Source organism: Brevibacillus sp. NSP2.1 (genome assembly GCF_000470975.2).
Lineage (GTDB): Bacteria > Bacillota > Bacilli > Brevibacillales > Brevibacillaceae > Brevibacillus > Brevibacillus agri.
Map to the genome: position 1 here is coordinate 2,685,312 of NZ_CP048274.1, position 12,465 is coordinate 2,697,776.

9 protein-coding genes are annotated in these 12,465 nt (G+C 53.3%); 8 read left to right on the top strand and 1 reads right to left on the bottom strand.

The genetic code is table 11. The features are described from left to right. Positions 1–137: 137 nt before the first annotated feature. On the bottom strand, positions 138–509 hold the full coding sequence (locus M655_RS13600; protein WP_007786678.1) for a cytochrome P450 family protein: 372 nt from the start codon (positions 507–509) through the stop codon (positions 138–140). Positions 510–897: 388 nt separating this feature from the next. On the opposite strand from M655_RS13600, the gene M655_RS13605 reads away from it, so the two are divergent. The 8 genes from M655_RS13605 to M655_RS13640 all read left to right on the top strand — a co-directional run bounded on the left by M655_RS13605 (position 898) and on the right by M655_RS13640 (position 12,448). Further along, entirely contained in the window at positions 898–1,182 is a 285-nt protein-coding gene (locus tag M655_RS13605) for a hypothetical protein (RefSeq protein WP_005833634.1), read from the top strand. Positions 1,183–1,253: 71 nt separating this feature from the next. Continuing rightward, entirely contained in the window at positions 1,254–1,442 is a 189-nt protein-coding gene (locus M655_RS13610) for a hypothetical protein (protein WP_235694745.1), read from the top strand. Between the two features lie 303 nt (positions 1,443–1,745). Then, on the top strand, positions 1,746–6,230 hold the full coding sequence (locus M655_RS13615; RefSeq protein WP_026557217.1) for a non-ribosomal peptide synthetase: 4,485 nt from the start codon (positions 1,746–1,748) through the stop codon (positions 6,228–6,230). A gap of 33 nt (positions 6,231–6,263) precedes the next feature. After that, entirely contained in the window at positions 6,264–9,350 is a 3,087-nt protein-coding gene (locus M655_RS13620; protein ID WP_026557216.1) for a cyclic peptide export ABC transporter, read from the top strand. Between the two features lie 129 nt (positions 9,351–9,479). Next, on the top strand, positions 9,480–10,403 hold the full coding sequence (locus M655_RS13625; protein ID WP_081414699.1) for a 3-hydroxyacyl-CoA dehydrogenase family protein: 924 nt from the start codon (positions 9,480–9,482) through the stop codon (positions 10,401–10,403). A gap of 12 nt (positions 10,404–10,415) precedes the next feature. Then, positions 10,416–11,450 carry an HAD-IIIC family phosphatase gene (locus M655_RS13630; protein WP_035422716.1) on the top strand — a complete coding sequence of 345 codons (1,035 nt, stop codon included), beginning with the start codon at positions 10,416–10,418 and terminating at the stop codon, positions 11,448–11,450. Positions 11,451–11,494: 44 nt separating this feature from the next. Continuing rightward, positions 11,495–11,746 (top strand): acyl carrier protein, encoded by a 252-nt coding sequence (locus M655_RS13635; protein ID WP_025847882.1) that lies wholly within the window; start codon positions 11,495–11,497, stop codon positions 11,744–11,746. A gap of 9 nt (positions 11,747–11,755) precedes the next feature. Next, positions 11,756–12,448 carry an SAM-dependent methyltransferase gene (locus tag M655_RS13640; RefSeq protein ID WP_026557215.1) on the top strand — a complete coding sequence of 231 codons (693 nt, stop codon included), beginning with the start codon at positions 11,756–11,758 and terminating at the stop codon, positions 12,446–12,448. The last annotated feature ends 17 nt before the right edge of the window (positions 12,449–12,465 follow it).

The window sequence follows — 12,465 nt, forward strand, 5'->3', positions numbered from 1 at the left end:
GCGCCTATCCGGACACTACCGTCGTCTTGTACGAGTACGACCTGCTCGGCCGCCATGATGATGATTGGCAGCGGGGGTTGTAAAATCTTGGACAATATCGACTTCTGTTTTCGTTTCCATCTCGCGAATTAACTCATTCACGACTGTTCCACCCGCGGCTCCCACGTTTTTAGGCTTCTCGGCGTGAAAGCGGCCGAAAACAAAGAGCGCGCCTTGCGGTGTTCGGGCGGGTCGCTGTCATGGATGTTCAGGCGTTCTGGAAACGTCCCTTCCTTTGTGCCAGCTCCGACATTGACAAGGGTACGCTCGCGAACACTCGAAAATAAGGCGTAGTCGGTCAGCACCCGTTTCACGTCTTCGTAGCGGAAAACATTCCAAGTGTTCGTGCCCGCGTGGTAGTAAACCGGATGCTGCTCAAGCATTTTCTTATACCACGCTACAGGAAAAAAATGTTCGGATTTCGTTTTAAAATTCGTGATCTCAGACGGTGGATATACCGTATTTTCCATCTATATACCTCCTTTTGAATGATTGGTTTGTAAAATGGCGCATGAAAAGGAAAGGGATGCGGAGAAGGCTCCCCGACAAGCATGGAAGGGAGGTTCCTCCGGCCGCTAATCCTGTAATAGCATGCCCATCCAGCTTTTTCTATTTAAAAGAGGAACGGGAGTCAGGGGCTTGAGATTTTCACGCGCGGTCTGCGGCAAAAAAAGCGCGGACAGAAAGCAATTGGGCTAAATACCAACTTGACCGATATGTTTTATTTAATTTACACTTGTAAGTATCACATACCGATATTCACCCACGCCGATCAGTCCACTGAAGGCTCCCCGTATTTGCCTTGCGCATGCGTGTGGGAGCCGTTTTTATGGAGGAAAAATGCTTTCGCCAGGGGGAATGAACGTGGAATATACTTGTCTGACTTGCCAACAAGTCTTCGCGTCCGAAAAGGGGCTGTGCCCGCATCTGCAACAGTTTTTCACTTCCGCAGAAGGACAAAAAATTTGGCGCATACGGCTTCTCCACCGTTACGCGTATGAATTTTACAGCGATTCGCAAATGCAAGAGCTTGTGCGCGAGCAGCCGCTGATGGTCTCGGAGGTGCTGTGCGTCGAGCAGTTTGATACGAGGACGTACACGGGCCTGAACGCATTGGGGCAGCGCGTCTCTATCCTGGAGTAGACGAAAAAGGAGCGGCTGCGGGTGAACTCATTGTCGGTTCATCCCGGAGCTGCTGCTTCGAGAACGAAGAGGTGCGGCCGCACGGATGGCGGCCTGCTCGCCCGGCCCGCATCGTCTTTTCCCTGATGGCGCTCGGCGTGGCGGCTGCTGCCATGTTGCCCTTTCCCGATCGACGAAAGCGCGATGAGGGAAGCGGTCACGAGTTTGTCATTTCTATAAAAAAGTGGAAAAAGATTGAAATCGACGGACGGATGAATTAAAATTTTGCTAAAGGAAGCACGGACGTAAGCAAAAAAGATGCGATCATGAGCAGCAAGGGACGATGAGCCGCTCGTAAAAGCCCCGTTTGAATCTAATAGCACAACAACCTGAGTGAATCTATTGAAGCTTAGGCACTTTAGAGGAATGAAGGGGTCATACGGCAAAGCGCACTGGAGTGTATCGGCTGACGGATACATGAAGGGGCGAAGCTTTGCCGTTTTTTTGTGTTTTTGCCATCCAAAAGCAAAAGAAAAGACCCGAAAGAGAAAGAGGTTTCCAAGATAATGGAGGAATCGCTAGCCATGGAGCCAATCAACTGCTACCCACTGACTCATCCGCAAAAAAGAATCTGGTCAATCGAGCAAATTTATCCCGACACTCCGTTGCACAACATTGGCGGAACTGTCATCATAAAAGGCCCTGTGCAACTGCCTGCGCTTGAAAAAGCTATTCATCTGTTTATCGGCAGACATGAAGCGTTGCGACTGCGCGTTTTGAACCGGAAGGGCGAGCCGCAGCAATACGTGAGTCCGTATGAACCTTTCCCATTGGACTGCCTAGATTTCTCAACTGGCACAGAGCCGCAGCACGACTTTGCCAACTGGGTGCAGGCGGAAGCGAGAAAGCCGTTCGTCATCGAAAACGAAAGGCTTTTTTATTTTGCCCTGTTTCGCCTCTCGGACCGCGAGCATGGCTACCTGGCCAAGTTCCATCATCTGATCGCCGATGGATGGTCGATCAACATCATGACCGACGAGATTCGCGAACGGTACGACAAGCTCGTGCGCACAGAGGCAGCAGACGACCAGCCTGCTCCAAGCTACTTGGCGTACATCGAGCACGAGCGGGACTACCTTTCGTCGGATCGCTTCTGCAAAAACCGGACGTTTTGGAAGGAGAAATTCCGCGACTTGCCCGACTCGCATCTGGAAAAAAGCTCAGACACGCTGCCGGGAAACCGCCTCACGTATGAATGGAGCGCCGAGCTGTCCACCCGGGTAAAAGAGTGGGCCAACGCGAACAACTGGTCGTTGAACACCGTTTTTGTCGCGGTGTATTTGCTGTATGTCCACAAGTTCACCGGGCGCGCGGATCTCGTGATTGGCACGCCGGTGCTCAATCGGTCTGGCAAGCAGCAAAAAAGCATGTTTGGCATGTTTACGAGCACGATGCCGTTTCGGTTTTTGGTCGACGATAGCTGCTCGGTTGCGGACATGATCGGACAGGTCAACCGGGAGCTGCGGGATTGCTTTTTCCATCAACGCTATCCGTATGACTTGCTGATCCAGGATGTGGAGCTGAAGAAAAAGGGCCACCACCAACTGTTTGATGTGTGCGTCAATTACTACAACACAGCGCTCGATACAACGTGGGACGGCTACGCGGTCGAGAATGTCGAGTTTTACAGCGGGCAGCAGATTTACTCCATGCAACTGGTCATCAAGGAATGGTCCGATTCCGGTCGCATCAGCATCAGCTTTGACTACAAAACGAACGACTACACAGCGGAGCAAATCCGCGATTTGTTCGCTCGCCTGACTGCCCTGGCCGGGAAAATCGTGGACAAGCCCGACGAGCCGATCAGGCGGTTGACGCTTTTTTTCGCGGATGAGCGGCAAAAACTGGTGGAGGCGTATAACCGAACCGATGCGTTTTATCCGCGCGACCAGACGATCTACCAACTGTTCGAAGCGCAGGCAGCCAAAACGCCGGACAAGCTCGCGGTGCAGCATGGCGAAGCGACTTTGACCTACCGCCAACTGAATGGAAAAGCCAATCAGCTTGCCAGATATTTGCGCGAGCAAGGAGTCGGGCGGGAAACGATTGTAGGCCTTTTGACCACGCATTCGCTGGAAACGGTGGTCGGGCTGCTCGGCATCGGAAAAGCGGGCGGAGCGTTCATGCCCATCGACCCTGACAATCCTGCCGAGCGGATTCGCTACCTGCTGCAAAACTCCGGCACCAGGCTTTTGCTGACGAATGTGGACACAGCGGACGAGTGGGACTTCAACGGACAAGTCATCCGCCTGCCGGACGTCGACTGCACAGCGTATGCATCGTCCAACCTGCAGGCGGAGAGCGAGCCTCAAGACTTGGTCTACCTGATTTATACATCCGGCTCTACCGGAAAGCCCAAAGGCACGATGATCGAGCATCGCGGGCTGGTCAACTATATTTGCTGGGCCAAAAAAATGTATGTCAAGCAGGACGACGAAGTGTTCCCGCTCTATTCGTCGTTGGCGTTCGACTTGACGATTACGTCCGTCTTTACCCCGCTCATTAGCGGCGGAACGATTTTGGTCTACAGCCACAAAGAAGACGAGTACGTGCTGTTCCGCATCATGCGCGAGAACCGCGCGACAGTTGTCAAGCTTACGCCTGCGCATTTGTCGCTGCTGCTGGATCGGGACAACCGGAATTGTTCGGTGAAACGATTCATCGTCGGCGGGGAAAATTTGAAGGCCAGCCTCGCCAAAGGTATCTATGACAGCTTCGGCGGCAACATCGAAATTTTCAACGAATACGGGCCGACCGAGACGGTAGTCGGGTGCATGATTCACGCTTATGATCCCGCGACGGACACGCGAGCGGCTGTGCCCATTGGCAAGCCGGCCGACAACGTCCGCATTTACGTACTGGACAGGCACCTGGCTCCTGTCCCGACCTGCGCCGTCGGGGAAGTGTACATTACCGGCGACGGGGTGGCGAGAGGGTATTTTCACAAGGAAGAGCTGACCCGCGAAAAGTTTATCGACAACCCGTTCGCGCCTGGCGAGCGGATGTACAAGACGGGAGACCTCGGCCGATTTTTGCCGGATGGCAAGCTGGAGTATTTGGGCAGGAGCGACCAGCAAGTCAAGATCAGGGGCTACCGGGTCGAATTGGGAGAAATCGAAAACGGGTTGCTTCAGCACCCGCTCGTAAAAGAGGCGGTTGTCCTCGTGCGGGAAGACAAGCAGCAACCCGCAATGCTGTGTGCGTATTACGTCGCGGCGGGCGAGATCGACATTTTGGACTGGAAGCAGCAGTTGGGGCGGCAGTTGCCGGATTACCTTGTCCCGCAATATTTTGTAGAGGTAAAGGAAATTCCGCTCACAGCAAACGGCAAAGTCGATGCGCGCTCCTTGGCAAAAATCCCTTTGCCGAGTACAGAAAACAGCGAATATGCCGCTTATTCGAGCGAGAAAGAGCAGCAGTTCATCCAGACCGTGGCAGAAGTCCTCGGCGTTCGGCAGATCGGCCGGAAGCACAACTTTTACCATATGGGCGGAGACTCGATCAAAGCAATTCAGATTGCTTCCAAGCTGAGCGCCAAAGGCTACCGGATCAAAGTCAAAGAGATGCTGTCCCACCCTGTCATGGAAGAGATGGCGCTGCTTGTGGAAGCAGTAGAGCCAACCGTTGTCGAGCAGGGGCTGGCTGAGGGCAGCATTTTGCCTACGCCGATTGCAGCGTGGTTTTTTGCCCAAGCATTCCCCAAGCCGCAGCATTATCATCAGACCGTCTTCGTGGAAATCAGTCCGGCGATCACGGCAGACATGCTGGAAAGAGCGCTGTTCAAGCTCGTGGAGCACCACGACAGCTTGCGGATGAACGTCGACGCGCGCGGCGAGCTGTTTTACAACAATAACCACCTGCTGGCCCGCTTCAAACTCGAACAGCGCGACTTGACAGGCGTTGCCCCTGCCGAGCGCTACGGCAGGCTGGAGCAAGCGGCGCACGAGCTGGCGGAGCGCACGGACTTGTCCCGCGACCTTTTGCTGAAAGCGTGCCTGATTCAGTTGGGGAGCACACGCACTTTGCTGCTGTCTGCCCATCATCTCGCAGTCGATGGCGTGTCCTGGCGCATCATCCTGGAAGATTTGAACGCGCTGCTCAAGCAAAGCTGCCTCGGACAAGACGCCGCGCTTCCTTTGAAGACGCATTCGTATCAAAAATGGGCGGAGGCGTTGGAGCGCTCTGGGCAAAGCGTGGGAGAGGCCGAAAAAGCGTACTGGGAAGCGGTCTGGCAAAAGCATGTGCCGTTTCCGGTCGACCATGACGCTGGCGCAGACAGCTTGGCTGTCAGTTGCACGCTTTCCGCCGAGCTGGGCCAGCAGGAAACGCTGGCGCTTTTGTCCGAGGCCAATGCTGCCTACAATACGGAGCCTGTCGATCTGCTGTTGACGGCTTTGTTCGTCGCGATCCGCGAATATACCGGACAGACGGATATCGTGATCGAAACAGAGGGGCACGGGCGAGAGCAACTGGAGGAGAAGCTCGATATCGGCAGGACGGTCGGATGGTTCACGAGCCTCTACCCGTTCGGCATCTCGCTCACAGACAAAGCTTTGTCCGCGCAGATCAAGCACGTCAAGGAGACGCGGCGAAAAGTCCCCCGTAACGGAAGCGGCTACGGCATGTTGCGCTATTTGGCAAAGACGCTGCCGGAAGCCGCCCCCCGGACGGTCAGGTTTAACTACTTGGGCGAGTTTGCCCAACCGTTCGACGGCGGCTATGTCAAACTGCTCGGAGGCGCTTTTCAGCACAACACGAGTCCAGACAATCCGCTCACGTGCCTGATTGAGCTGAACTGCTTTGTGTTGGACAGTCGCTTGCAAATACGGCTGGCCTTTAGCCGGAACAAGTTTACGGAAAGCAGCATGCAGCACTTTTTGGACAACTTCCGGCGGCGTCTTGCCGAGATCATCCTGCATGGCAGCGAGCACGGAGCGAAGGAGTTTACCCCTTCTGATTTTGACGCGGTGGAGCTTACGCAGGAAGAGTTGGACAATCTGTTCATTTGACGGCGGGAAAATTCGGGATGAGAGGGTACGTTTATGAGAAAAGGAATCGCGGCATGGCTTGTCCTGCTTCTGCTCACCATGACTTTTCCCTGGAAATTACAGGCGGAAACAGCGGCAGCAACCAGTCTGGGCGCAGAAAAAATCGCAGCGATCGAAGCGTGGATCGCACAAAAAATGCAGGACGGCAAAATTCCCGGCGCTTCTGTCGTCATTGTAAAAGGTGAAGAGACGGTCTACAACCGCGGGTTTGGCTATGCGGATGTGGCCGCGCAAAGCCCGGTGACGCCGCAAACGCTGTTTGAGCTTGGCTCTACCAGCAAGGCGTTTACGGGTCTGGCTGTCCTGACGTTGGAGGAACAAGGGCGGCTCAGCTTGCAAGACCCGGTGCAAAAGTATCTCCCGTGGTTTCAGATGAAAGATGCCGCAGGAAATACGCCGCCTATTACGTTGGCGCAATTGCTCCACCATACGAGCGGAATCCCGTTCCGCTCGATTGGCGAAATTCCGGCAGGCGAAGAGGCAGACGCGCTGGAGCGTACAGTGAGGACAGCGCTAGGGCAGACGCTTGATTTTCCTCCGGGAGAACGATTCCTCTATGCGTCTATCAACTACGATGTCCTCGGATTGGTCGTCGAAAAAGTGACGGGCATGTCTTTTGAACAATATGCAAAAGACAACGTGCTGACGCCGCTTGGCATGCAGCATTCCTACCTGTTCCGGCAGGAAGCACAGCAGCAGGGGATGGCCAAAGGCTATAAGATCGGTTTTTTGGGGGCGCGAGAATACGAAGCTCCCGTGTATCGGGGCAATACGCCAGCCGGATACATCATTTCCAATAGCGAGGATATGGCGCTCTGGCTGAAACGGCAGCTTGGCGCGGTAGCGGAAGAACAGGTGAGTAGCGAGCTGATTGGGCGGTCGCATCAGCCGGATCGGTCCGTTTTTCCGGGCAGTGACGGTTCCTCGTATGCGGCTGGCTGGTTCGTCTACCAAAAAGGCAGCGGCGAACTGTCCCATGGCGGAAGCAACCCGAATTACTCTTCCTCGGTCGTCATTCGCCCTGGCGATCAGTTGGGGGTTGCGGTATTGACCAACATCAACTCGGCTCATACGCAGGCGATGGGCCAGGGAATCATGGACATGTTGCAAAACAAGCAGCCGCCGGAAAACGTTTCCGACCTTTACAGCAGCGTCGACAAGGTGGCGGTTGTCATTTTGTGCATCGCGCTTCCGTTGATTGCACTTACCGCCTGGTTTGCCGCCAAGGCTCTCGGCGAAATCGCCCGCAAACAGCGGCGTCCATCCGCAGGGCTTGTGAAAAACGCGTATCGGTTTGCGCTGCTGCTCGTCTGTCTGGGGCTGTGCGGATACTGTTTGTGGCAAATTCCCGCCGTTTTGTTTGACGGGCTGTCCTGGAGCTTCGTCGACGTCTGGGCGCCTTCAAGCTTTAGCATCGCCATTCTTAGTTTGTTTGTCGGAATTGTGCTGTTTTCCGTCTACTACTGGCTGACGGTCGTGTTTCCAAAAGCGAATGACCGCACCTTTTTTCCCGTCATCGTCCTCAGTACGGTCAGCGGACTGGGCAACGCGCTGATTATTTTCATCATTAACGAGGCGCTCAACCATACCGACCGTTTTCAGGGCGGCTTGTTTTCCTTTTTTGTGATGGGCATTCTCATCTATGTGTTCGGACAAAGGCTGGTCAGAGCCAAGCTGATTACGATCACGAACGAGATGGTGTTCCAGAAGCGAACAGAGCTGATTGGCAAAATCCTCAACTCTCCGTACCAAAACATTGAAGCGATCGAAAAAGAGCGCATCTACTCCGTGTTGAACAACGATACGGAAACGATCAGCGGCGTGTCCAACATCCTGATTTTCGGGGTTACCAGCCTGGTGACGCTGCTGTGCTGCTTCATTTATTTGGGCATGGTCAACCTGTACGGCCTGCTCATTTCCATTGCCGTGATTTTGGCCGCTGCCGGGCTTTATTTTCTCGCCGGTCGGTACGCCAATCGCGTCTGGGAAGAAACGCGGGACATTCAAAACGCGTTTTTCAAGTTCATCAACCACATGATTGGCGGCTTCAAGGAGCTGAGCATCCACCAGGGAAAAAAAGGGCAGTTCCAGCAGGAGCTGCAGCAAAGCTGCGACACGTACCGGATCAAACGGATTCAGGGGGATTTGAGCTTCGCCAATGTGTTTGTGATGGGCGAGCTGCTGTTCACCTTCGTGATCGGGGTCGTTGCGTTTATTTTTCCTGTCGTCTTTACGGATATTGCCAACAGTTCCTTGCGCGCCTACATTTTTGTGTTCCTGTACATGACAGGCCCGGTGCATGGCGTGTTGGATGCGATCCCCAACTTCATTCGCGTGCGGATTAGCTGGAATCGGTTGAACGAACTGTCGAGACAGTTGGAACCTGGCGCGAAAACAGAGGACGGGCAAACGACAGCGGCAGCTCACGGCGAGGAGGGCATCCATTTGGAGGCCAGGGCGGTTGAATACCATTACAAAAACGCAGAGGGCGAGCCATTTACCGTCGGTCCGGTCAATTTGCGCGTCCACTCCGGCCAGGTCACGTTCATTACGGGCGGAAACGGGAGCGGAAAATCGACGTTGGGGAAACTGCTGGTGGGGCTGTACAAGCCTGACCGGGGCGAAATTTTGCTGAACGGCCAGCGCCCGGAAGACCTGGGGCAGCACTTTGCCGCCATTTTCAGCGATTTTCACCTGTTCGAGAAGCTGTACGGCATCGACGTCAAGCAGAAAGAACAAGAAATCCAGGACTATTTGCGCAAGCTCGGCATGGAAGAGAAGCTGCATATCCAGAATGGCGGCTTTAGCACGGTCAACCTGTCAACGGGTCAAAGAAAACGGCTGGCCTTGCTCGTCAGTTGCATGGAGGAGCGGCCGATCTATTTCTTTGACGAATGGGCGGCCGATCAGGACCCTGAGTTTCGAGAATATTTTTACAATACACTCATTCCGGAGATGAAGCAAAAAGGCAAGTGCGTCATCGCGATTACGCATGACGACAGGTATTTCCATGTGGCCGACCAGCTTTTGAAAATGGAAGTCGGTCAGCTCGCTCATGCACAAGTGAGACAGCATGCGTAGCCAACCATAGAGAATCTCTGCGTAAAAAGGGAGAGGAGGGGAGGCGGCAGAGCGAAAAAAATCGGGAAGCGATAGGAGCGGACGAGTTCGTTGCACGGTCTACTACGAAAAAAAGGATGATGGCTAAAGATGAATACATTCGAAACGATTGGCATTATCGGCGCCGGGGTCATGGGATCGGATTTGGCTCTGGACCTGGCGAGCCACGGATACCGCGTCATTTTGAAAGACTTGCATCCCGCCATTTTGGAAAACGCGAAAAAGAAAATGCGGGAAGATTTCAAGCTGGTCAAGCTGATGAAAAAAGAGATTCCGCTAAAAGACATCGAGCAGGTGCTCGCCCATGTGCAGTTCACCACTGCGTACGACGATTTTTCGGCCGTGCCGTTCGTGATTGAAAACATCACCGAAAATTGGGAGGCCAAGAAGCAAGTTTACCTAAAGCTGCGACAACATTGCCCGGAAGACACGATTTACGGCGTCAATACAAGCTGCATTTCCATTACAAAGGTCGGCTCGCTCATGCCCAAGCCGGAAAATGTCATCGGGATGCACTTCATGAATCCGGTGCCGCTCAAGCAAATGGTCGAGATCATCCGCGGCTACTATACGTCCGAGCAAACGATCGAGAAAATCAAGGGCTTTTTGAAATCGGTCGACAAAAAGCCGGTGCTGGTCAACGATTCGCCCGGCTTTGTCACCAACCGCGTGCTGATGCTGATGATTAACGAATGTATTTGGGCGATTCACGATCAGGTGGCGACGCCGCAGGACCTCGACAAAATATTCCGCTTGGGGTTCAGCCATAAAATGGGGCCGCTGGCTACTGCGGACTTGATCGGACTGGATACGATTTTGCACTCGATTGAAGTACTCTACGAAAGCTTCAACGATCCGAAGTATCGCCCGTGCCCGCTGCTGGTCAAAATGGTTGACGCCGGACTGCTCGGCAAGAAAAGCGGCAAAGGGTTTTTCGATTATACGGCTGCGTCCCCGTTAGCGCAGTGCCCGGTAAGCGGTATGCCGGGCGAAGTCGGTCAAAATTTCATGTAGAGGAACATGCAAATGGAGCTGAAAAACGGGATTAAATGTGTCGTCTGGGATTTGGACAACACGGTCTGGAACGGCGTGCTGTCAGAAGGGGACGAGGTTGCCCTCTATCCGCAAGTCAAGGAAATCATGGAGCAGCTTGACCAGCGCGGCATTTTGCAATCGGTCGCGAGCAAAAACAATTACGATGACGCGATGCGCAAGCTGAAAGAGTTCGGCATCGACCACTATTTTCTGTACCCGCAAATTCATTGGGAGCCGAAGTCCAAGTCCGTCGGGGCGATCCAGCAGGCGATCAACATCGGGATGGACACGCTTTTGTTCATTGATGACCAGCCTTTTGAACTGGATGAAGTAAAAAGCGTGCACGATTCGGTTAACTGCCTGCACGCCGGGCGCTATACCGAGCTGCTGACCCATCCTTCGCTGATTCCGGCTTTTATTACGGAGGACTCGAAAAAACGGCGGCTCATGTATTTGCAGGACATGGAGCGGCAGCAGGAAGAAGAGTCGTTCACCGGAACGAGCGAAGAGTTTTTGAAAACGTTGGACATGAAGTTCATTATCAGCGAGGCGCAGGAGGATTGCTTGAAACGCGCGGAGGAGCTTACGGTGCGCACCAATCAGTTGAACTCGACGGGGCGGATTTACAGCTACGACGAGCTGAACTATTTCCGCCATTCGCCCGACCACAAGCTGTACGTGTGCGAGCTGACCGACAAATACGGCTCCTACGGAAAAATCGGAATCGCCCTGGTCGAAATGAACGAGACGCATTGGCATATCAAATTGCTCATCATGTCATGCCGGGTCATTTCGCGGGGTGTCGGCACCGTATTGCTGACGCACATCATGCAACAAGCCAGGCAAGAAGGCAAGCGATTGCTGGCCGACTTTAAAAATACGGAACGAAACAAAATGATGTACGTCTCCTATCGGTTTTCCAACTTCAAGGAAGTTTCCAAAGAAGAAGACGGCTTTGTCATTTTGGAAAACGATTTGACCCAGATTCAAAAATTCCCGCCTTACATTGAAGTGCTCGTTTTGTAATGACGATCTAACCAAAAAGCAACCTAAAAAAGGAGAGTTTACTCATGCAACTTCACCAACAAATTCGCGACTTTATTTTGGCCAATCTCGTTGTGTTTGACGACGAAGTGGAATTTGGCAATGCCGACAATATTTTTGAGCTTGGCTTCGTCAATTCCTTGTTCGCGATGAAGCTCGTCACGTTCATCGAAAGCGAGTTTCAGATGACGATTGAAAGCGACGAAATGGAAATTTCCAACTTCAATACGATCGACAACATCGTGAATTTCATCCAGTCCAAATCGGTGTACAAATGAGTGGCGCAGATGATTTACACGACGAAAAATACAAGCGCGGATTTCAATTGGACGGAGTATTTTACGACAATGAACAAAGGGGAGACGCCCAGTCTCGACGGGCAGCTCTATTTTCACAACGTCCGGCAGCTATTGCGTGAAAATGCCCACTTGCTCGGTCTGGTGCTGGGTGACGTGCTGCGCAAGCTGCTGCGGGACGTTCCGGTCAAGCCCGAACCAAGCGTGCTGGAGCTTGGGGCGGGGACCGGGTTTTTGACGCGGCTGTTGCTGACGATGTACCAAGGAAGCGGGGTATTGGTCGATAATTGCCAAACCTCCTTCGACGCCTATCAGCAAATCGCCCATAACCATGCGGAGCGGATTACGTACCTGCTGCAAGACTTGTTCACGTTGGAGCTGGCAGAGACGTTCGACCTCGTGTGCAGCTTTGGCTTGATTGAACATTTTAAAGAGAAGGCCGAAATCTTGTCCGTACATAAACAATTTTGCAAGGAAGATGGACATTTGATTTTGATCGTTCCCATGGATAGTTTTTTGACGCGTGCCTATTACGAGGTCCATCCCGAAATCAACCTGGGGTACCGGGAGCTGTTGACCAAAAAAACCGCTTTGGAGCAGCTCAGAGCCAGCGGTTTGCAGCCGATTCGCGCAGAAGTCAGCCAAGGCTATGTCTACGATTTTTTGACGATCTTATGCAAATGAGCAAGCGTAGGCAGGAG